The 21386-nt window shown below is 67.2% G+C and carries 22 protein-coding genes and 2 pseudogenes; 15 read left to right on the top strand and 9 right to left on the bottom strand.

What is annotated here, in order from left to right; all coding sequences use genetic code 11:
* Positions 1-29 precede the first annotated feature (29 nt).
* The 11 genes and pseudogenes from DTA22_RS17265 to DTA22_RS36065 all read left to right on the top strand — a co-directional run bounded on the left by DTA22_RS17265 (position 30) and on the right by DTA22_RS36065 (position 8713).
* Positions 30-788 (top strand): SDR family NAD(P)-dependent oxidoreductase, encoded by a 759-nt coding sequence (locus tag DTA22_RS17265; protein ID WP_112300230.1) that lies wholly within the window; start codon positions 30-32, stop codon positions 786-788.
* A gap of 105 nt (positions 789-893) precedes the next feature.
* Complete coding sequence (menB, locus tag DTA22_RS17260; RefSeq protein WP_037231243.1) at positions 894-1751, top strand: 1,4-dihydroxy-2-naphthoyl-CoA synthase; 858 nt, start codon at positions 894-896, stop codon at positions 1749-1751.
* Positions 1752-1867: 116 nt separating this feature from the next.
* Positions 1868-2653, top strand: coding sequence for an enoyl-CoA hydratase-related protein (locus tag DTA22_RS17255; protein WP_112300229.1), 786 nt, complete (start codon positions 1868-1870; stop codon positions 2651-2653).
* A 5-nt stretch (positions 2654-2658) separates the two neighbouring features.
* Positions 2659-3630: an EamA family transporter gene (locus DTA22_RS17250; RefSeq protein WP_112300228.1), complete on the top strand. Its 972-nt coding sequence runs from the start codon at positions 2659-2661 to the stop codon at positions 3628-3630.
* On the top strand, positions 3631-4821 hold the full coding sequence (locus tag DTA22_RS17245; RefSeq protein WP_112300227.1) for a CaiB/BaiF CoA transferase family protein: 1191 nt from the start codon (positions 3631-3633) through the stop codon (positions 4819-4821).
* 78 nt (positions 4822-4899) lie between these two features.
* Positions 4900-5709 (top strand): enoyl-CoA hydratase/isomerase family protein, encoded by an 810-nt coding sequence (locus tag DTA22_RS17240; protein ID WP_112300226.1) that lies wholly within the window; start codon positions 4900-4902, stop codon positions 5707-5709.
* 5 nt (positions 5710-5714) lie between these two features.
* Positions 5715-6566, top strand: a complete 852-nt coding sequence (locus tag DTA22_RS17235) for an enoyl-CoA hydratase/isomerase family protein (RefSeq protein WP_112300392.1) — start codon at positions 5715-5717, stop codon at positions 6564-6566.
* A gap of 36 nt (positions 6567-6602) precedes the next feature.
* Positions 6603-7637 carry a phosphotransferase family protein gene (locus DTA22_RS17230; RefSeq protein WP_112300225.1) on the top strand — a complete coding sequence of 345 codons (1035 nt, stop codon included), beginning with the start codon at positions 6603-6605 and terminating at the stop codon, positions 7635-7637.
* A gap of 3 nt (positions 7638-7640) precedes the next feature.
* A pseudogene (locus DTA22_RS37170) lies at positions 7641-7778 on the top strand (hypothetical protein); the annotation flags it as partial.
* A gap of 220 nt (positions 7779-7998) precedes the next feature.
* Positions 7999-8076 (top strand): annotated as a pseudogene (locus tag DTA22_RS37165) (hypothetical protein); the annotation flags it as partial.
* Positions 8077-8182: 106 nt separating this feature from the next.
* Positions 8183-8713 carry an AMP-binding enzyme gene (locus DTA22_RS36065; protein WP_160118522.1) on the top strand — a complete coding sequence of 177 codons (531 nt, stop codon included), beginning with the start codon at positions 8183-8185 and terminating at the stop codon, positions 8711-8713.
* Between the two features lie 19 nt (positions 8714-8732).
* Here DTA22_RS36065 and DTA22_RS17220 read toward each other — a convergent pair whose 3' ends face one another.
* The 5 genes from DTA22_RS17220 to DTA22_RS17200 form a co-directional block, all read right to left on the bottom strand.
* Positions 8733-9542, bottom strand: coding sequence for a PaaI family thioesterase (locus DTA22_RS17220; RefSeq protein WP_112300224.1), 810 nt, complete (start codon positions 9540-9542; stop codon positions 8733-8735).
* 78 nt (positions 9543-9620) lie between these two features.
* Positions 9621-10517, bottom strand: coding sequence for an SDR family oxidoreductase (locus tag DTA22_RS17215; RefSeq protein ID WP_112300223.1), 897 nt, complete (start codon positions 10515-10517; stop codon positions 9621-9623).
* 29 nt (positions 10518-10546) lie between these two features.
* Entirely contained in the window at positions 10547-11683 is a 1137-nt protein-coding gene (locus tag DTA22_RS17210) for an acyl-CoA dehydrogenase family protein (protein ID WP_009475532.1), read from the bottom strand.
* An 88-nt stretch (positions 11684-11771) separates the two neighbouring features.
* Complete coding sequence (locus DTA22_RS17205) at positions 11772-12566, bottom strand: enoyl-CoA hydratase-related protein (RefSeq protein WP_112300222.1); 795 nt, start codon at positions 12564-12566, stop codon at positions 11772-11774.
* Positions 12567-12942: 376 nt separating this feature from the next.
* Positions 12943-13458, bottom strand: a complete 516-nt coding sequence (locus tag DTA22_RS17200; protein ID WP_037231261.1) for a thioesterase family protein — start codon at positions 13456-13458, stop codon at positions 12943-12945.
* A 45-nt stretch (positions 13459-13503) separates the two neighbouring features.
* On the opposite strand from DTA22_RS17200, the gene DTA22_RS17195 reads away from it, so the two are divergent.
* Positions 13504-14055, top strand: coding sequence for a TetR/AcrR family transcriptional regulator (locus DTA22_RS17195; protein ID WP_112300221.1), 552 nt, complete (start codon positions 13504-13506; stop codon positions 14053-14055).
* Positions 14056-14106: 51 nt separating this feature from the next.
* Here DTA22_RS17195 and DTA22_RS17190 read toward each other — a convergent pair whose 3' ends face one another.
* From DTA22_RS17190 to DTA22_RS17180, 3 genes are all read right to left on the bottom strand, one after another.
* Positions 14107-15123, bottom strand: coding sequence for a DUF7064 domain-containing protein (locus tag DTA22_RS17190; RefSeq protein ID WP_112300220.1), 1017 nt, complete (start codon positions 15121-15123; stop codon positions 14107-14109).
* The gene (locus DTA22_RS17185; RefSeq protein ID WP_112300219.1) at positions 15120-16412 is read right to left on the bottom strand and encodes an MFS transporter; all 1293 of its coding nucleotides are present in this window, start codon (positions 16410-16412) and stop codon (positions 15120-15122) included. Before DTA22_RS17185 ends, DTA22_RS17190 begins: the two co-directional genes overlap by 4 nt.
* 129 nt (positions 16413-16541) lie before the next feature.
* A complete protein-coding gene (locus tag DTA22_RS17180) occupies positions 16542-17804 on the bottom strand; it encodes an acyl-CoA dehydrogenase family protein (RefSeq protein ID WP_112300218.1) in 1263 nt (420 codons plus the stop codon).
* Between the two features lie 151 nt (positions 17805-17955).
* On the opposite strand from DTA22_RS17180, the gene DTA22_RS17175 reads away from it, so the two are divergent.
* Both DTA22_RS17175 and DTA22_RS17170 read left to right on the top strand, forming a co-directional pair.
* A complete protein-coding gene (locus DTA22_RS17175; RefSeq protein ID WP_009475514.1) occupies positions 17956-18408 on the top strand; it encodes a MaoC family dehydratase in 453 nt (150 codons plus the stop codon).
* A gap of 20 nt (positions 18409-18428) precedes the next feature.
* Positions 18429-19421, top strand: coding sequence for an NADPH:quinone oxidoreductase family protein (locus tag DTA22_RS17170; RefSeq protein WP_112300217.1), 993 nt, complete (start codon positions 18429-18431; stop codon positions 19419-19421).
* 10 nt (positions 19422-19431) lie between these two features.
* On the opposite strand, the gene DTA22_RS17165 is transcribed toward DTA22_RS17170, so the two are convergent.
* Positions 19432-20472, bottom strand: a complete 1041-nt coding sequence (locus DTA22_RS17165; RefSeq protein WP_037231276.1) for a phosphotransferase family protein — start codon at positions 20470-20472, stop codon at positions 19432-19434.
* Between the two features lie 123 nt (positions 20473-20595).
* Here DTA22_RS17165 and DTA22_RS17160 point away from each other — a divergent pair, with 123 nt between their 5' ends.
* Positions 20596-21381, top strand: a complete 786-nt coding sequence (locus DTA22_RS17160; protein ID WP_037231279.1) for an SDR family NAD(P)-dependent oxidoreductase — start codon at positions 20596-20598, stop codon at positions 21379-21381.
* The last annotated feature ends 5 nt before the right edge of the window (positions 21382-21386 follow it).

The following is a 21386-nucleotide window of genomic DNA, read 5'->3' as shown; positions in this document are numbered from 1 at the left end:
ATCCACGAAAGACACAGACGGAGAAGAACATGAGTAATCGAGTTGCATTCGTGACCGGCGGTGCGCAGGGCATCGGCAAGGGCATCTCCGACGCCCTCGGGGCCGCGGGCTTCCGCGTCGCGGTCGCCGACCTCAACCTGGAGGTCGCAGAGGAGACCGCCGCCGGCATCCGCGACGCCTGCGGCCAGGCGATCGCCGTCCCCGTCGACGTGACCGACACCGCGTCGGTGCAGGCCGCGGTGAAGCAGGTCGCCGAGCAGTTCGGCCCGGTCGAGATCGTCGTGAACAACGCAGGCTGGGACGACTTCATGCCGTTCCTGAAAACCGACGAGGCGTTCTGGGACCGGATCCTCGACATCAACTTCAAGGGCCAGCTGCGCGTGATCCAGGCGACCGTCCCGGGCATGGTCGAGCGCGGCTGGGGCCGTGTCATCAACATCGGTTCCGACGCCGGCCGCGTCGGCTCGTCCCTCGAGGCCGTCTACTCGGGCGCCAAGGGTGGCATCATCGCCTTCACCAAGACCCTCGCCCGTGAGGTCGCGACCAAGGGCGTCACCGCGAACACGGTGTGCCCCGGCCCGACCGACACGCCTGCGCTCCGCAAGTTCGCGGACAGCTCGGGCCAGGAGGCGGACAAGGTGATCGGCGGCATGACCCGCGCCGTGCCGATGAAGCGCCTCGGCAAGGCGGAGGACATCGGTGCCGCGGTGGCCTTCTTCGCGTCCGACGCGGCCGAATTCGTCACCGGTCAGACCTTGTCGGTCAGCGGCGGTCTGACGATGTCCTGACTCCAGGCTTTCCCGAACGCGCGGCTGGAGTCATCCGGCCGCGCGTTCGGTATTCGCAGGGGTCGGACGGTAACGATCGTTTACAGATGTGCCTATGATCGGGGCATGACGAACAACGGTGATACAACGGATTTCGTGTCCTGGGCCCCGGTGGGTGAGTTCGAGGACATCCGATACGAGCACAGCGGCGACGGGATCGCGAAGATCACGATCTGCCGGCCCGAGGTGCGCAACGCGTTCCGCCCGCAGACGCTGATGGAAATCTCCGAGGCGCTGGTCGACGCCCGTGAGGACTCCTCGGTCGGCGTCATCGTGCTGACGGGGGAGGGGCCCGACGCGTTCTGTTCGGGCGGCGATCAGCGGGTGCGCGGCGATACCGGCTACCTCACCGAGCCGGGGAAGGCGGGAAGTGTCGGCCGGTTCCACGTCACCGACCTGCAGATCCAGATCCGTCGCCTGCCGAAGCCGGTCGTGGCGATGGTCGCCGGCTACGCGATCGGCGGCGGACATATCCTGCACCTGGTCTGCGACCTGTCCATCGCCGCGGACAATGCCCGGTTCGGTCAGGTCGGCCCGAAGGTCGGATCGTTCGACGGCGGCTACGGCGCGGGTCTGCTCGCCGAACTGGTCGGGGTGAAGAAGGCCAAGGAGATCTGGTTCCTGTGCCGGCAGTACGACGCGCAGCAGGCGCGCGAGATGGGCTTGGTCAATACCGTTGTCCCCCTTGCCGACCTCGAACGGGAAACGGTGCAGTGGTGCCGCGAGATGCTCGAGCTCTCACCGTTCGCGCTCCGGCTTATGAAGGCGAGTTTCAATGCGGCCGAGGACGGGATGGCCGGCATTCAGCAGCTCGCCCACGATGCGAACCTGCTCTTCTACTCGACGGACGAGGCGAAGGAAGGCCGGGAGGCGTACAAGGCCAAGCGGCGCCCGGAGTTCGAGAAGTTTCCTCGTCGGCCCTGACCTTCCTTTTCGGTCCGACAATTAGTATGGTTGGTTCAATACCCCACGTGAGTGGCAATGCGTCCCCGGGCGCACATTGCCACTCACCTGGGACTGGACCGAGAAGGATGGTGTGCATGTCGGAAACCGCAACGCCCGCAGTCGCGTGGAGCGACGTCGACGCCGGCGTCATGACGATCACGTTGAAGCGACGGCCGGCGAACGCCCTCGGGCTGCCGATCATCGACGGCCTGAACGCCGCACTCGACGCAGCCGATGCCGACGGCTCGGTGAAGGTGATCGTCGTCCGCTCGGACATTCCGGGCTTCTTCGCGGCAGGCGCCGACATCAAGCACATGTCGTCCGTGGACGCCGAGTCCTTCACCGCATACGGTGATCGACTCCGTGGGGCACTCGACCGGCTCGCCTCGGCCGACCGCATCTCGATCGCCGCGGTGGACGGCCTCGCGCTGGGCGGTGGCCTCGAACTCGCCATGGCCTGCACCCTGCGGGTCGGCGGCGCGGACGCGAAGTTCGGGCTGCCCGAGGTGAAACTGGGTCTGATTCCCGGAGCCGGTGGAACGCAGCGACTTCCGCGTCTCGTGGGGCGCGGCCGCGCCCTGGACATCATGCTGACTGCCCGTCAGGTCCTCGCCCCCGAGGCGCACGCGATCGGTCTGATCGACCGACTCGTCGACGCGGGCACCGCCACGGACGCCGCGCTGGCCCTCGCGGCCGAGTTGTGCACGATGTCGTTGCCCGCGCAGCGCGCCGTCATCCGCACGGTCGACGCGTCGTTCGATACACCGCTCGAGGAGGGCTTCGCGTTCGAGGTCGCCCAGGAGCAGGATCTGTTCGAGAACGGAGAGGCGAAGGAGGGCATCACCGCCTTCCTCGAGAAGCGCGCTCCGCGCTTCTCCTGAGCGTCGTGTCGTCCGGGCGTGCCGGAAGGGGTGCGATCGCGCTCGCCCTCTTCCTCGTCTACGTGATCTGGGGGTCGATCTACCTCGCGATCCGCCTGGTGATCGAAGAGGTTCCGCCGCTCGGCTCGATGGGCGCACGGTTCGTGCTCGCCGCCGCGTTGATGGCCGCCTTCCTGGCCTGTCGCGGCGGCTGGCGGCGGCTGCGCCTCACCGGGCGGGAAACGGCGGGTGCCGCGTTCCTGGGTGTGCTGTTGCTTGCCTGCGGCAACGGCCTGACCTCGGTGGGCCAGCTGCACGGAGTGCCCTCCGGGGTGACGGCACTTCTCGTCGCGATGGTGCCGCTGTGGATCTGCATCTATCGCGCCCTGTCCGGCGACCGACCGCAGGTTCTGGAGCTGGCCGGCGTCGGTGTGGGGCTGATCGGTCTGGCAATCCTGGTGCTGCCGCACGGTGGTGACCGGTCCGGACTCCCGCTCGTGGGTGTGGCCGTCATCGTGCTGTCCAGTCTCTCGTGGTCGTTCGGGTCGTGGATCAAGCCGCGGATCTGGCTGCCCCACGACGTGTATGTCAGTGCGATGTATCAGCTTCTGGCGGCGGGCGCGGCGATGGCGTTCGCCTCGGTCGCGACGGGAGAACGCCTGGACGGTGCCATCGGACCCCGGGCATGGGGTGCGTTCGGCTACCTCGTGGTGTTCGGCTCGATCGTCGGGTTCACCGCATACGCGTGGCTACTGCACCACGCGCCACTGCCGCTGGTTGCCACCCATACGTATGTGAATCCGCTGGTGGCTGTGGCGCTCGGATCGGTCGTGCTGTCCGAGCCCGTCACTCCCGCGCTGGTGGTCGGGGGAGCGGTGGTTCTGCTGTCGGTCGTGCTGGTCGTCAGTGCATACGCTCGAAAGCGACCGTCCGGGGATTCCACCATGAACGGTTCCAAGGTATTATTATCGGACCAAAGAGCGACGGGAGGCGGGTAGATGGCGCAGGGCAGCGTGAAACGCTCGTTCACCGGACCGCTGTCGGGACTGAAGGTGGTGGAGATCGGTTCGATCGGCCCCGGGCCGTTCTGCGCCATGCTCCTTGCAGATCTCGGCGCCGACGTGATTCGCGTGGACCGTGCCGTCGGTGCCGGGTTGGTCGGCCCGAACGCCGACTTCCGCGCCGAACTGCTGCACCGGGGCCGTCGCTCACTCGCCGTCGACCTCAAACACCCGGAGGGTGCAGAGGTGGTGTTGTCGCTCGTCGAGGACGCCGACGTCCTGATCGAGGGCTTCCGTCCCGGAGTTGCCGAGCGACTGGGCATCGGACCGGACGACTGCGCCGCACGGAACCCCGGGCTGATCTACGGTCGTATGACCGGTTTCGGGCAGGACGGACCGCTCGCCCAGCATGTCGGACACGACATCAACTACGTAGCGCTCAGTGGCTCCCTGTCCATGATCGGACGCCAAGGCCAGCCGCCGACCCCGCCGCTCAGTCTGATCGGTGACTTCGGTGGCGGGGGAATGGTTCTCGCTCTGGGCGTCCTGTCGGCGCTGTTCGAGAGGCAGCGCTCGGGGCTCGGACAGGTGATTGACGCCGCGATGGTCGAGGGTGCCGCACTCCTCGCGACGCCGTTCTTCGGGTTCGCGCAGACCGGGGTGTGGAACGGTGAGCGCGGCACCAACCTCGTCGACGGCGGCGCGCCCTATTACGACGCCTACGAGACGGCGGACGGCAAGTGGCTGGCCGTCGGCGCGATGGAACCGCACTTCTACGCCGACCTCGTCGCGCTGCTGGACCTGCCCGACGACCTCCCGGACCAGAACGACCGATCGCAGTGGCCGCAGATGAAGAAGATCTTCGCCGACGCCGTGCGAGGTCGCACTCTCGCCGACTGGCTCGACGCCGCCGAGGGACTCACGCCCTGCATCGCGCCCGTCCTCGACGTCGCTGAGGCGCCGGCGCACCCGCACAACGTCGCGCGCGGCACGTTCGTCGAGGTCGACGGGCTCGTTCAGCCCGCGCCCGCGCCGCGATTCAGTCGCACGGCTGCCGCGGTGGACCGCCGTCCGCCGGCGCCGGGCGAACACACCACCGAAATCCTGACCGACTGGGGGATCGCCTCGGGCCGCGTCGCCGACTGGCTGCGCTCGGGTGCGGTGCGCGAGGCCGCCGCAGCGACCTGACCTGCCGGGCGCGAGACGCCCGGACCACACACTGACGGCGATCACCTGGGATCGCCGAACTTGAGAAGGAGTGAACTCGTGACCGAGCCCACCACATGGGAGACGTTCACGCTCGAGCGGCCGGAACCCGGCATCGCCGTCGTGACGTTGAATCGCCCCGAACGGATGAACTCGATGACGAACACCATGTTCGTCGAACTGGAGAAGGTTGCGCTGCAGCTGGATCACGAGCACGACCTGCGGGTCGTGATCCTCACCGGCGCCGGTAAGGCGTTCTGCGGGGGATTCGACCTCGACGACGCCGAGGGGCTGTCGTCACTGACGCCGATGGGCATGCTCGACCAGCAAGAACTGGCGGCGCGGGCACTCGCGGCGATCCGCAGTATCCGCGTCCCGGTGATCGCGGCGGTCAACGGTGCGGCCGCCGGCGGTGGGCTGTCCCTGTCCCTCGCCGCCGACATCCGGATCGGTTCGCCGGCGGCGCGCTTCAACGCGGCGTTCGTGCGGATCGGTCTCTCGGCCGGCGACCTGGGCGCATCCTGGCACCTGCCCCGGCTCATCGGTCCCGCGCGGGCAGCGGAGTTCGCCTACACCGGCCGCTTCATCGAGGCCGTCGAGGCCGAGTCCCTCGGGCTGCTGAACGCGGTCGTTCCGGCCGAGTCGCTGCTCGACGAGGCGCTCGCCATGGCCCGGCTGATCAGCGCGAATTCCCCTGCCGGAGTGCAGCTGTCGAAGCGAGCGCTGCACGCGAACATGGAGGTGTCGTCGTACGCGGCGGCGCTCGAACTGGAGAACCGCGGTCAGGCACTGCTCACCCGCGGCGAGGACATGCCCGAAGCCCTGGCCGCGTTCAAGGAAAAGCGCAACCCGAAGTTCACGGGGCGGTGACCGGCATGACGCAGACGGAAACGCGGGAGAATACAGCGGTGCTGAGCAACTACACGCCGCCCCAGCTGGAGACCCTCACCCTCGAGGTGATCGAGGGCAAGATCGCCGTCCTCACGATCGACCGGCCGGACCGGATGAACTCGATGACCGTGAAGATGTTCGAGGAGTTCAACACCGCCGCGTACGCGTTGCGTGACACGGACGCCCGGGCGTTGATCATCCGTGGCGCGGGCGACCGGGTGTTCTGTGCGGGGTTCGATCTGGACGAGATCCACGTCATCACCGAAATGGGTGTGCGCGAGTTCCTGCGGTTCCAGGAGACCGCGACCGGCGGATTGGCGGCGCTGTACCACCTGCCGTTCCCCGTGATCGCGGCGATTCACGGTGCCGCGGCGGGAGGCGGGATGGCTCTCGCGCTCGCCGCCGACATCCGCCTCGTAGCGCCGACGGCGAAGTTCAACGCGGCGTTCGTCAAAGTCGGCCTGTCCGTCGGCGAACTGGGCACGTCGTGGAAGCTCACCCGGCTCGTCGGGCCGGGCCGGGCGGCGGAAATTGCGTACACGGCACGCTTCGTCGGCGCCGAGGAAGCTGCCCGAATCGGGTTGGCGAACCGAGTTGTGCCGAGCGAGGACCTGTTCGACGAGGCCGTCGCGGTGGCCGAGGCCATTGCCTCGAACTCCCCGGGCGGCGTCCGGATGTCGAAGCGGGCTCTGCAGCGGAACCAGGAAGTCACGTCCTACTCCGCGGCCCTGGAGTTGGAGAACCGAGGACAGGCGCTGCTCACCCGCTGCGCAGATATGCCGGAGGCGCTCGCGGCGTTCAAAGAGAAGCGGGAACCGCGCTTCACAGGCCAATAGGTATCAACGAATGAGAACACGGATGGAGGCGAGCGCATGACCTGGGACTGGACGCCCGACACGCTCGGTGCGCTGGAGTCGTTCCTGCGCGATCGGGGCATCACCGATGGCACGCTCACGACTTCCCGGATCGGCGACGGGCATTCGAACTTGACGTTCCTGGTGTCCGACGGGGTCCGTCAGGTGATCGTCCGCCGTCCCCCGCCTCCGCCGGTTCCGCCGGGCGCCCACGACATGCTGCGGGAGGCGCGCCTCGTCGGGGGCCTTGCGGGCAGTGGTGTGCCGGTGGCGGACGTCCTCGCCGTCGGTCAGACCGGTGACGTACTCGATGTCCCGTTCTACGTGATGGACTACGTCGCGGGTCCGGTGGTCACCACCGAGACACCGCCGGCGTTGAGCGCGCCCGCGGACCGCCGTCGCATCGGTGAGGCGTTGATCGACACCCTCGCGGCACTGCATGCGGTGGACTGGCAGGCTGCCGGGCTGGGTGATCTGGGTCGTCCGGAGGGATTCAACGAGCGTCACCTGCGACGCATGGGCAAATTGGTGGCGGCCGAGGACGGGACGCCGCCGCCGGAGTTCGCGGACATCGACGCGTGGCTCGGCGCCAATGTGCCCGCCGAATCCGGTGCGTCGATCATCCACAACGACTACCGCATCGGCAACGTTATTCTCGCCCCTGACTCACCGGGACGTATTGCCGCAGTGCTGGACTGGGAGCTCGCGACGATCGGTGACCCGCTCTTCGATCTGGGGTACTTCCTCGCGTCGTATCCCGTCGAGGGGGAGCAGCGCACACCCACCGAGGACCTCGGCGTCGCGGTGCTCGAGGACGGCTACCCGACCCGCGACGAACTCGCCCAGCGATACGCGGCCGCCACCGGCGCCGACCTGTCGAACCTGAACTGGTACACCGCACTGGCCCTGTGGAAGCTGGCGGTGCTGTACGAGTACGGGCGCCGCCGCGCCGTCGCCGGAGTCGGCGATCAGTATTACCGCGACGGGGCACTCGTGCGTGCCTTCCTCGACGCCGCCCACCGCGCGGCAGGGCTGACACAGTCCGTGGTCTGACCTCTGCGGCAAGGCTGTCTCAGGCAGGGACGGCTGGGAAGGAATCGACGACCTGCCGGCGCAGCGGCCCTGCCATGTGGGCGAAGTCGCCTCGACGCAGATTCGCCCGCCCCGATCCTGTACACCTCAGGAACCACGGGAAGGCCGAAGGGCGCGATACTGACACACCGAAACCTGTGGGCCAGCAACGTCAACTGGATGCTGGCGGTGAACTACAACGCCGAACATGCGGCGCTCACGTCGGCGCCACTCGACGCGGGGACACTGCTCGACGACATCGAGCGATATCGGGTGACGTCGCTGTTCATGGTGCCGGCCATGATGTTCACGAGCAAAACGCGAGCGTTTCGACACCGCCGACTTGTCCAGCGTCCGTATCATCGTCGCGGGTGCAGCGCCTGTCCCGGAACCGATGTTGCGGCTGTATGGGGCACGGGGCATTCCCGTCAGCCAGTGCTGGGGTCTCACCGAGGCGGCGACCGGAGCGACGTTCCGGGGCACCGATCGCGCGCTCGACAAGCTGGGGTCCCTGCGGCACCGCCGGCATGCTGAACGAGGCCCGTCTGATCGACGCCGACGGCGACGTGGTGACGACGCCCGGTGCGCGCGGAGAACTCTGCGTGCGCGGCGACACCGTGACCCCGGGATACTGGAACATGGCCGAGGAAACTGCCGCCGCACTTGGCCCGGATGGCTGGTTGCGCACCGGTGACGTCGCCTACCAGGACGAGGACGGCTACTACAAAATGGCGGGCCGGCTCGAGGACATGATCATCAGTGGTGGCGAGAACTTCTACCCCGCAGAGGTCGAGAGCGTGCTGTACGGCCATCCGGCCATTGCCGAGGTCGCGGTGATCGGCGCCCCCAACGATCGCTGGGGAGAACGGGTGGTGGTGGTTGTCGTCCCCGTGCCGGGCGCGCGACTGGAGTTGGAGGAGCTGCGAGAGTTCGCCGGTGCCGCACTGGCCCGGTACAAGTTGCCGCTCGAACTGCGCATCGTCGACCTACTCCCGCGGAACACGACCGGGAAGGTCCTCGAGCACGAATCGCGTGCGATGAGTGGCACCGGCGCCTGATCGCCGGCGCAGCGGCCGGTCACATGCGATGACACGTGACCGTCGCTGTGGTGCAGGTCTTTCCGGATGGATTGCGTCCGACTACCTGAACTACGGCGAAGGTACGGCCGCGGTAGATCATTCTGGGGGCGAAGGTGATCGGCTCGGTGCCCGGGCAGGGCCGTACGAACGCCATGGCGATGGACGTCGTCTGGAATTCGGCATGTGGTGTCACCGCGGAGTGGCCGGCGAGCTCGGAGGCGCACAGCAGGACCCCGCCGTGGACGTTGCCCAGCGGATTGCGGAGCGACTCCGACGGTTCGAGTTCGAGGCCGGCAGCGGCGTTGTCCCTTCGGTGGTGCGCACCGAGCAGTTCGATGATCGAGGTCGCGTTCATTCGGACTGGAGCGACGTGGTCGGGCACCGAACCCGTTGGCATGTCGGCGGCGACGAATCGGAGGCGGGCGCTTGCGAGCGCAACGACCCGTCCGGACTCGTCGACGACCCGGCTGGTTGCCAGCCCCCCGTCGGGATCTTCGGTGACGACGTGGCTTTCCGCCTGCAGGACCGAACCGTCGAGTGCAGGGCTGCGGGAGAAGTCCAGGTGAAGTTCCGTCGTGACGGACCAGTGCCCGGCCGGGGCGCGGGCGGTGATCGGATATCCCGTCACGTCGTCCATCAGCACACCGAGTGCGCCGCGGCACGGCAGTCCGCGCTCATCGGCCATCCACGGTCCGGTCGTCATCGTGGACTTGCCGTGGGTGGCGTCGCCGGTCACGGGTGTTACTCGGAACAGTGCTTCGACACCGGTCGCGACGAACGGGAGTGCGGTGACGTCCTCGATGGTCATGTCCCTCCTGGACAGACAGGAGAAGGCCCGCCGACGGACGCGAGTCTCGTCGGCAGGCCTTCCTCGTACGGGTGTGGGTCAGACCCCGCGCTGGGCCTTCGCGGCTTCGCTGGCGGCCTTGCTCTTTTCCCGGGCGGCGGCCCAGTCTTCGCTGCTCATCGACGTCAGTCCGGCGAAAGTGCCGGGGCCGGCGAGCATCTGGCCGCCGTCCATCGCGATGGTTTGGCCGGTGAGGTAGTCGCAGGCGTCCGACAGCAGGAAGATGGTGAGGTTGGCGAGTTCCTCCATGGTGCCCATCCGGCCCATCGGCACCTGGTCGGCCTGGGTGGCGCCGACGGCACTCTTCTCGGTCGGGTTGAGCATCTCCCACGCGTAGTCCGTCGGGATCGGTCCGGGGGCGAGTGCGTTGAGGCGGATGCCGTAGCGGGCCCATTCGACGGCGAGCGACATCGTCATCGAGTGCACGGCGGCCTTCGCCATCGCGGACGGGACGACGAACGCAGAACCGCTCCACACCCAGGTGGTGAGGGTGGACAGGACGACGCCCTTGGTTCCGCCCTCGATCCAGCGGCGGCCCGCGGCGTGGGTGGTGTTGAACGATCCGTTCATCACGGTCGACGTGACAGCCTCGAATGCACGCGGACTGAGTGATTCGGTGGGGGCGATGAAGTTCGCGGCGGCGTTGTTGATCACGCCCGTCAGCGGGCCGTGCAGCGCCCAGATCTCGTCCATCGCGGACGACACGAGGTCGGCGTTGCGGACGTCGACGGTCTGCCAGTGCACCGAGCCCGGCCGGGAGACGGACGCCTCCGCGGCGGCCTCTTCGAGGACGGCGGGCCGGCGGCCCCACAGGTGTACTTCGGCGCCGTGGTCGACGAGGTGGCGGGCGACACCGCGACCGAGTCCGGTGCCGCCGCCGGTGATGAGCACGCGCTTGCCCCCGAGGGCGTCGGACGCGAAGGGAGAAGTGGTCATGCGCTGGTCCTAATGGTCGGGAACGAGGGCTACAGGCCCAGGCTCTTGCTGATGATCTCGCGCTGAATCTCGTTGGTACCGCCGTAGATCGGCGGCGCCAGGGAGCGGCGGACCTGTTCCTCCATGCCGTATTCGCGGGTGTAGCCGTAGCCGCCCATCATCTGCATCGCCTCGAGCGCGGTCTTCTTCGCGATCTCGGTGCATTTCAGCTTGGCCATCGAGCCCTCGCGGTTGAGGTTGTCTTCCTCGCCGGCGTCGATCCGCTCGGCCACCTCGTACACGAAGGACTTCGCGAAGGCGATCTCCGTGGCGAGGTCCGCGATCCGATGCCGGATGGCCTGGAAGCTGCTGATCTTGTGGCCGAACTGCTCGCGCTCGGTGACGAAGGCGATCAGGTCGTCGAGCGAACGCTGGGCGCCGCCGAGCGCCATCGTCGCGATGATGAGCCGTTCGACGCTCAGTCCGCGCATCAGATGGCGCCACGCCTGGTTCGGTGTGCCGACGACAGCGCTCACCGGGACCGCGACGTCGGTGAAGTACAGGTCGTTGCAGGTCCGGGCTTCCATTGTCTTGATCTCGTGAATCTGGAGGCCGGGCGCGTCGGTCGGCACCATGAACAGGGTCAGGCCCTGATGCTTGTTGCCGAACGTGTCGGTCCGGGCGAGGAGCAGGATGTGCTCGGCGATGTGGGCCGCGGAGATCCACGTCTTCTGCCCGTTGATGACGTAATGGTCGTCGACCAGTTCCGCCTTGATCCGGACGCCACCGAGATCGGAGCCGGCGCCGGGCTCGCTGAGGGCGATCGCCTCGAGCTTGCCTGCGGCCATGTTGCCGACGATGGTGCGTTTCTGTTCCTCGGTGCCGTAGCGCAGATACGTCTGCGCGGCGGTGAGTCCGGTGGAGTAGGCGATGATGGGTGCGAGGCCGCGGGCGGATTCCTCGAGGAAGATGCATTCCTCGACCATTCCGGCGCCGCCCCCGCCGTATTCCTCCGGCAGCGAGACGGCGAGCCAGCCGAGGCCGGCAAACTTGTCGAGGATGACTTGGCTGTTCGCCAGGGTGCCGCCCTCGGTCAGCAGGTCACGTTGCTGGAGGGTCTTGCATTCGGCGTCGCAGAACTCGCGAACGGCGACCGCGAACTCTCGTTGCTCTCGGGTGAAACGCATGTGGCCTACTGCTCTCTGTGACGGGTCCTGGGAAGTGAGTTGCCGGACGGCGAGGCGAAAGACAGCCCCGCCGTCCGGAAGTCATCGGTCAGGCGCCGCGGAACTTGGAGAAGTCGGGCTTACGCTTCTCGTTGAACGCGCTGATGCCCTCGATGGCCTCGGCGGACTCACCGAACAGCTTCAGCGTGGAGTAGGCCATGTTGCCCTGCGCGATGAAGTGCTCGGTGTCGGCGTTGAGCGACTGCTTGAGCACCTTCAGCGCCGTCGGCGACAGCTGCAGGATCTCGTCGGCCCACGCCCGGACCTCGGCGCGCAACTGGTCACCGGGCACCACCTTGTTGACCAGGCCCCAGTCGAGGGCCTGCTCCGCGCTGTAGCGGCGGCACAGGAACCAGATCTCACGCGCCCGCTTCTCGCCGATCGCCCGGGCGAGGTACCCGGTGCCGAGTCCGGCGTCGAACGACCCGACGCGCGGTCCGTTCTGCCCGAAGATGGCGTGCTCTGCGGCGATCGACAGGTCGCACAGCAGGTGCAGCACGTGTCCGCCGCCGACCGCGACACCGTTCACCGCGGCGATCACGGGCTTGGGCACGTCCCGGATCACCCGGTGCAGTGCCTCGACCTCGAACAAGCCGCTGTCGGATGGACCGTAGTCGCCCGTCTCCATGCGCTGCTTCTGGTCGCCACCCGAGCAGAACGCCTTCTCGCCGGCACCGGTGAGCGCGATCGCCCCGACCTCGGAGCTGCCCCACGCCTTCTTGAACGACTTCACCAACTCGTCGACCGTCTTCGCGCGGAACGCGTTGTACCGGTCGGGCCGGTTGATCGTGATCCAGGCGAGTCCGTTCTCGACCTCGTACGTCACATCCGTGAAGTCACTCATCGACCTACTGGTCCTTTCCTGTTGCACGCGGAGCGAGAGCCGGTCCGCGAAATTCTTTTGGTCTTACCTTATGACGAAGGTAGCGCTGATAACGAGCGTTTTCAAGGGGGCGACTGAAAAACGCCTTTACCTGCGGCGATGGATTTCGCACTTCTCTGCAAAATGGATTCGGCTCGGAACCGGCTCGTCTTGAGCCCGTGCGACGAGGCGCAGGTGGCCTCGAGTCGTCAGGAGGTGCTCGAGCGCTGAATTCGACTATCTACGAACGTGATCGAGGTAGACGCACTACATTTGCGCTCACGCACCCCTGTCGGCCCCTGCAGCGAGTGCGGGAACCGAGAAGGTGCGCGTCTGCCCGGGGCGGACGGAATGCCGCTCAGGCGCGGGCGCGGACGCCCATCGCACCGCACACGGGCGCGGGCCAGTCGACGTCGGTGCGGGCGAGTTCCCGGTCGACCGCGTCGGCGACGTCGTCGGCGAAGGGCACGACCCGGCGGCTGGTGAGGTCGACGTGGGTGGCGGTGACCTCGAGGGTGCTGGCGAGGCGCTCGGTGGTGTCGTCCACGAGGAAGGCCATCGCGTGCACCACCTTGTCGGAGCGTGCGACGATCCGCGCGTGCACCGACACCCGGTCGCCGACGTGGACCTCCGCGTAGTAGCGGATGTGGTGCTCCGCGGTGAAGAACCCCTGGCCGCGGGTGGCGCGGTAGTCGTCGGTGATGCCCATCCGGTCGAACACCTCCGCGATCGCCTGCGCCTCGAGGTCGAAGTAGTGGCGGATGTTCATGTGGCCGTTCTCGTCCTCGTAGGCGGACGGAACGAGCACCGGCCCGCACTCGCGGGGCAGTGCGACCACCTGGAGGTAGGAGGGGATTCCGCCTGGTATCGTCATCGATCCACTATAACGATCGTTCACAACCGGTGCTAGAATGGCGCGGTGGACCGGAACCGGAAGATCCTCGACACTGCCGCAGAGCTGTTCTACGAAAAAGGCTTTCACGGTACGAGTGTCGACGAACTGGGGTCCCGTGCCGGACTGAGCGGTCCCGCCATCTACCGCCATTTCTCCGGCAAGGACGAGATCCTGGCCACCCTGTTCGACGAGGCGATGGACGAGTTGATCGGCGCCACCGAACCCGTCCACGACGACGCGGATCTCGATCTCCAGCGGATGATCCGGCACCACGCCCTGTTCGCAGCCCGGCACCGGCATCTCGTGAATGTCAGCCAGCGTGAAGACCGGTCGCTGGTCGATCCGTGGCGGAAGGCGATCAATCGCCGGCGCAAGCAGTACGTCCAGAGCTGGGAGGCTGCGGTGGCGCGGTCGATCCCCGCCGCGTCACCGGCGGAAGTGTCCGTGGCCACCCAGTCCTGCCTGGGCATGATCTTCTCCATCGCATACTGGCCGGCCAAGGTGACTCGCACGGCCGGGCTGGCCGACCACATGGTGCGGATGGCGATCGAGGGCCTGGACGCCTTCCGCGAATAGTGCACTGCCCCTGCACTGTCGGCGGGTGCAGGGGCAGTGATACGCATCGGACTACGTCGCGATGCTGGCGCGGTACGCGTAGGACGACGACCGCGACAGCGCGAACTCGAAGATCCCGTACCCGGTCTGCCCGTCCCAGTCGAACGTGCAGCACCGGTCGGTCAGGGCCGAGTCGAGAGTCGTCGGCCCCACCGTCCCGTCCAACGGGTAGACGTCGAACTCCTCGTGGTCGCGGCCGCGGACCTTGCCGTGGTGCCCGCCGTAGCCGCCGCCTGCCATGAAGCCCCCGCCGGCCGAGGCGTCCGCGTCGACGCGGTAGGTGGCTCCGGAGGCTGTCACGATCTCCACCGTGCCGGAAGCGAGGTCGTTGCCCGAGGTGAACACCAGGTCGTGCCGGACGTCGGCGATGTCGTCGAGTCGGCCGTCGTCGTGCATGACGGCGCCCTCCAACAGGATCCGTCCGCCCTCCCGGTCCTCGACGAGCAGGAATCCGAACGTGCGGTCCGGGAACTGGGCCTGGTACCAGATGTGCAGGCCCTGGCCCCCGGACATCGTGCGCACACCGCGCGAGCGGTCCCGCAGTCCGTACCACCCCCCGACGTCCGCAGTGGTTCCGTCGAGGGTGAGAGTGCCTTCGTAGCGACCGGGCTGGAAGAGGTGATCGAACGCGGTGACGTTGCCGTCCGTGTTCTTCACGTCCACCGATCCGAGCCAGTACGGCGCCCGTGCGCGCCAGAGCAGATCCAGTTCGAGCCCGGTCTTGTTCTCACCCAGCTGAATTCGCCAGGTTTTGTTGTCCTCCAAGGTTTCCCACGTCAACGGTCCGACGGAGGCGCCGTCGGTCTCGGAGTGTTCGGTCGAGAAGCGGAGGTTGCGCTGTTCGGACCCCGTTGTCAGAACGACGAAACCGTCCACGACGTTCCGCTGCGGATAGACGCCCGCCCCGAGGATCGCCGACGGTGCGGTACCTCCGTCCGGGTGGAGATTGAACATGAACCGGTCGAAGAACTTCTCCGGCATGTCGTCGGTGGCGCGAGTCACCAAGGCGTCGTGAAATCCGTCGGTCATACGTGCTCCTTTTGTTCGACGGTGACATTGTCGGCGCCGATCTCGCGATGGTCCAGGGTGAAGCGGTAGGAACCCATCATCAGCAGGCAGGCGATGGCGATTCCGACCAGCACGATGATCGGTAGCGCGCCGGCACTGTAGGAACCGGTGGCGCTGTAGACCTGTCCGAGCAGGAAGATGCCGAACGCCGACCCCTGCGCGTACAGGAAGTAGATGAATCCGAGAACCCGGCCGTAGGAGTGCTTGGGGAAGTATCGGCTCACCATGTAGGCGGCGAGATCACCCTCGGATCCCAGGCCGAGGCCGATCAGGGCGGCGCCGACGAACAGCAGGCCGGTCTGCGACGAGGTGATCATGAAGAAGACGCCGACCGCGCACAGGGCGAAGATGATCGACCCGATGGCAGGGGCGTAGAACCGGTCCAGCAGATAGCCGACCAGCAGTCGCGCGGCAATCGACGCCAGGCTCAGGACGGACAGGATGGAGACGGCGGTGCCCTGGCTGATGCCCTTGTCCGTGGTCATGGGCACAACCTGGGACATCAGGCCGAACGTCGCCGAGGACACGAGGAAGATGGCGATGGACAGCAGCCAGAATTGCCGGTACTTCCTCGCCACGGTGAGCAGCGATTCCCCGGCCATGCGGCCCTCGAGACGCGCGGCCTTGCGCTCGGCTTCGTGTTCGGCGGGCATTCGCGTGACGAACGCGTAGACCGAGGCCGGGATGACCGTGCACAGGGCGCCGATGACCAGGAACGCCATCCGCCATCCGCCGATGCCGAGCATCCAGTTGGCCAGATACGGCATCAGTACTCCGCACGAGCCGAGGCCGGCCATGAGGATGCCCAGCGCCATGCCGCGACGGTCCTGGAACCACGCACTCACCACGGTCGAGTGCGCCACCGGGTTCACGGCGCCCGCTCCGGCGCCGATCACGACGCAGAGCAGGTAGAAGACGAGTTGATTGTTCGGTAGGGCGGACATCAGCATCAGGCCGATTCCGAATGCCAGTGACATCGGAACCGACGGGATCTTGGGGCCGTACCGGTCGATGAGGAAACCCAGAATGACGATGCTGATGCCCACCAGCACCGTTTCGATGGACAGGCCGTTGCTGATGACGCTTCGTTCCCAGCCGAATTCTGCGGTCATGGGCTTACCCAGAATGTTGAACAACACGTTGACGGCGGTCGTGCCGAACAGCAGTGTCACAAAGCCTGTGACGACGTACCACCAGCGGTTCAGATGCCCTGTGGAGGCCTGCGGCTGAGTCGTGCCGACTGCGCTCATGGAAGCTCCTGTCGATCGATGTCGAAGGTCGGAGAGTGGACTAGGGGTGCGGCGGGCCACGGTGAGTGGCGCTCGTCACAGCATGAGATCATATGGACAGTCCAAATGTAAAGGACAGACCAAACGCCCTCAAGCGGTTCCCACAGTCGCTCCCCGCCGAGACCCGAAGTCGCACATCCTGCTCGCGATGCGACGAAGTTGGAGCTCGTCCGTACCTTCCGTGATGCGGTAGCGGCGGTGGTGGCGGTAGATGTGTTCGAACTGCTTGTGGCGGGTGTATCCGACACCGCCGTAAATCTGGATCGCGCGGTCGGCGGCCCGGCACGCGAGCTGGTTGCTGCGCAGATTGACCATCGCGACCTTGTCGGTGACGGCCGTCTTCCCGAGCTCGTCCATCATCGCGGCGGTCTTGTAGATCGTGTTGCGGATCAGTTCCGCGTCGGTCTGTAATTCCACCAGCTGCCATTGGATGCCCTGGTGCTCGTGCAGCGGCTTCCCGAAGACGACGCGCTCCTGTGCGTATCGCACGCTTTCGTCGATGCAGTACTGCGCCGCGCCGAGCGAGGACGCAGCCTGCCGGATCCGGTTCTCGTGGACAAACAGCTGCGCGCAGTCGAGGCCCCGGCCGACCTCGCCGACCACGGCACCCGCCGGCACCCGCACGTCGTCGAGATGGACCTCCGAGTGGTCGCTGGGCATGTTGAACGTCCAGTGGTTGAACGGCACCGAGAAGCCGGGGGCGTCCGTCGGCACGAGGAACGCGGTGATCCCGTCCGCCTTGCCCGCCTGCCCCGACGTGCGTGCGAACACGAGGTCGACCTCGGAACAGTCGACCAGGCTGTTGAAGCGCTTCGCCCCGGTGATCACCCAGTCTTCGCCGTCGCGCCGGGCCGTCGTCTCCAGATACGTCGCGTCGCTGCCGTGCCCCGGCTCGGTGAGTCCGAACGCGATCTCGATGTCGCCGCGGATCAGCGGTTCGAGGTACTGCTCCCGCTGTTCCGCGGTGCCGTATTCGTGGAGTACGAGGGCGAGCGGCAGGTTCGCGACCACCGACGCCTCGTCGGAATGGGGGAAGTGCAGGCCCGAACCCCGGGTGAGAAGGTGTTCGCGGACGACGGCCATCGCGAGGTTGCTGCCGTCGTTCCCGCCGAGCGCCCGCGGCAGTGGAAACCGGAAGAAGCCGGCGGCATCGGATCGACGCCGTGCCTCGAGCAGCAACTCACGCCACTCCTGCTTGGGGAACCCGTCCCGCTCCCAGTCGGTGCGCGCGTACTCGCGGCGGTGATCGAAGAACTGCGGGTGCTTGGCCTCGAGCGGTGCGATCTCGCGATCGATGAACGCGTCGAGGTCGGTGACGAATTGTTGCACGTCGTCGGGAATGGTCCAGTCCATGGGGCGTCCTCCGATTCGGGATCCGATGTCTCGGACGCTAGGGAGCGACGGGATCCGCGGCCAGGAGGTCGTCGCGCCGCACTGTTGATTTCTCCAGTGCGGGTGAGGACGACTCCATTGATCGTGGGGAATTCTGTGGTTGCATGCGGGAATGCTGAAGCTGAACGGTATCGACGAGTTGACAGCGAGGGTCGGCACCGACCTCGGCACGACGGACTGGCACGACGTGACCCAGGACCGCATCACGGCGTTCGCGCACGACACCGAGGACTTCGAGCGAATCCACCTCGATCCCGAGCGGGGCCGGGAGGCCGGATTCGGCGGCACGATCGCCCACGGGATGTTCACCCTGTCGCTCGGGCCGAAGTTCCTCTACGAGATCTTCGAGATGAACGGGCACTCGCTTGGCCTCAACTACGGCTTCGATTCGGTGCGGTTCCTGAATCCTGTCCGGGTCGGCTCCCGGATCCGCATGACGGCGCGACTGCAGGATGCGCGGCCGATCGACGGCGGATACAGGTTCACGATCCGTCAGACCTTCCAAATCGAGGGCTCCGACAAGCCCGCCTGCGTCGCGGACGCGGTCGTGGCCTACTTCCACTGAACACGAGGAGAGTGACGTCCATGCGCGCAGTCGTCGTCGAGGACTTAACCGGCCCCGAGGCCGCCACCTTGGCAGAAGTGCCGGAACCTGTCGGCGCCCACCCACGCGCGGACGGACAGCGGCTGCTCGTCGACGTGCACGCCGCCGGTCTGTCGTTCATCGACCCGTTGCAGACCTGGGGCAAGTACCAGAACGGCGTGCCGACACCATACGTATGTGGCAGCGAATTCGCCGGTGTCGTGGTCGAGGCACCGGCCGGGACCGATTTCCGGCCGGGCGACAGGGTCGGGGGAATCGTCTGGCACGGTGCGCTCGCCGACCGCGCGCTGGCTCTGCCCGACTACACGGTGAAGCTCCCGGCGGCGATGTCATTCGTCGAAGGCGCTGCCCTGTACATGAATTACTCGACGGCCTGGTACGCACTTCATCGAGCGCAGATTCAGCCAGGGGAGTACGTCCTCGTCCACGGCGCAGCGGGCGGGGTGGGCACCGCCGCACTCGACCTCGCCGAGACCTTCGGCGCGAAGGCGATCGCTGTGGTCTCGAATGCCGAGAAGGCCGCGGTGGCCCGGCGATGCGGTGCACACGCGGTGGTCCGGTCGGACGGACCCTGGCTCGACGACGTCCGCGATCTGACGGACGGGCGCGGCGTCCACGTCGTGATCGACCCGGTGGGCGGTGACCGGTTCACCGACTCGCTCCGCTCGTTGCGGCAGGGCGGGCGGCTCGTCGTCGTCGGATTCACGGGAGGTTCGATCCCGACCGTGAAGGTCAACCGGCTCCTCCACCGCAACCTCACCGTCACGGGAATCACCATGGACAACATGGAAACCGAATATCCAGGGACGCTGCGGATGGTCCGGGACGCCGTCGAGGGACTCGCCGCCGAGGGCGCGATCCGGCCGTTCGTCGGGGCGACGTTCCCGCTCGAGCAGGCGGCGACCGCCCTGCGCGCGCTTGACGACCGCGCCGCGACGGGGAAGGTTGTCGTCGAGGTGGTGCCGTCGACCTGACGGCACAGACTCAGGGAACCGCCGGGGCGCCGAGGACGGCCAGCCCACGTTCGACGACCTCGGCGAGGCTTTCCGCGGCGACGACCAGGCCGGGCTCCGGGTCGGACCGCCTCCGGTTGCGCTTGACGAAGACCGACATCGTCGACGCCGTCTTGTAGTGGCCATAGGCCAGGAACCAGTCGAGGTCGGCAATCGGAACGTCACGCTCGGCGCGGTAGGCGGCCAGTAGTTCTCCGCGGGACGGCATGCCGGTGCCGGCCGCGACATCGGCGGCCGGGCGGGACCGCCGGAACCGGTGCGCCGGGTCGGTGTGCATCAGCAACCACGCCAGATCGGTGCGGGGATCGCCGACGGACCAGATCTCCCAGTCGATGATCGCCGCGAGGTCTTTGCCGGAGAACAGCATGTTCGCGAGTCGGTAGTCGCCGTGCAGCAGGGTGGGTGCGACCGGTGCCGGGACCCGTTCGGCGAGGGCGGCATGGAGTTCGGCGTGCCGGGGTGCGATGTCGTCGTCGACGGTGTCGAGGAGTCGCTGCCACCGCCCGAGTTCCTCCTGCACCGTGACGACGGGTTCGTCGCCGACTCCGAGCGCGACGGGATCGAGGTTCTGCATGCGGCCGAGCATGCGGGCGGCCGCACGGGCGCGGGCGGTGACTGCGCCGGGCGAGGGCGGGGAGTCGGCGACATCGAGCAGCGGCTCGTAGGACTGTCCGTCGACGAGAGTCATGGCGAAGAGCGGCGGTCGTTCGGCCGTTCCGTCCTCGTCGAAGAGGATCGACGGAACGCGGACGCCGGGTGCGCCGTCGAGGAGACGGATGATGCGTGCCTGGCGGAGCACGTCCCGGTTGCGGACCGGTTCCAGCCCGGGCGGAGCCATCTTGAGGACTATCTCGCTGTCGGGCAGGCCCGGTCGCGTCAGCGTGGCCCGGTACGTCAGGCTCGACACCCCACCCGGTAGCGCCGAGGGTGCGGACACCACGGCTCCCGGCCACCGGCGATCGGCCGCCTCGGTGGCCCGTGTGGTCAGAGTGTTCACGTCGAGTTCCGTCACGAGTCCACGATCGGGCCGGTATGCCGACACCGCAAACACGGAAGCGATTGCCGCTGAAGAAACCCACAGTGGCGTTCCATTCGATGCTTCGGCTGCCGCCCGACTGCGTGATAGAGGTTGCCTATGTCGAATACCGCCGATGACCGAAACATGCTGGAGCGATTCTCCTTGCGCGGGAAGGTGGCGATCGTGACGGGAGCATCCTCCGGACTCGGCGTGGCCTACGCATTCGCGCTGGCGCAGGCGGGCGCGGACGTCGTCCTAGGCGCCCGGCGCGGCGACAAACTGGCCGCGACCGCGGAGTTGGTGCGGCAATACAACCCCCGCGCGGTGGCGGTGGAGACCGATGTGACGCAGGTGGATCAGTGCAATCGGCTCGTCGATGCCGCCATCGACGCATTCGGGAAGGTGGACGTCCTCGTCAACAATGCGGGCACCGGCGGCGAGTACCACCACGTGACGCAGGATTCGCCCGACCACTTCCGGTCCGTCGTCGATGTAAACCTGCACGGCTCCTACTGGATGATCCAGGCGTGCGCGCGGGTGATGGGGGCGGGCAGTTCGATCGTGAACGTCTCCAGCGTCATGGCTCTCACGACCGCGAAGATGCCCGCCGCCGCATACAGCGCGAGCAAGGCGGCCGTCCTCGGCCTGACCCGCGACCTCGCTGCGCAACTCGGGCCGAGTGGAATACGCGTCAATGCCATTCTGCCGGGGGTCTTTCCGTCGGAGGCGACCGCGCACTACAGCGAGAACTACAAACGTAAGATCATCGATGCCAAGATTCCCCTCGGACGCATCGGCGATCCCGAAGACATCGCCGCGGTCGTGGTGTTCCTGGCGGGCGACGCGTCCGCGTACCTGACCGGGGTAAGTCTCCCCGTCGACGGGGGCGTGCTGGTGAACTGAGTGCG

The organism is Rhodococcus wratislaviensis (assembly GCF_900455735.1).
In the GTDB taxonomy this organism is placed as follows: Bacteria; Actinomycetota; Actinomycetes; order Mycobacteriales; family Mycobacteriaceae; genus Rhodococcus_F; species Rhodococcus_F wratislaviensis.
The sequence above is the reverse complement of the archived record's forward strand: the minus strand, read 5'-3'. Positions and strand labels throughout refer to the sequence as shown.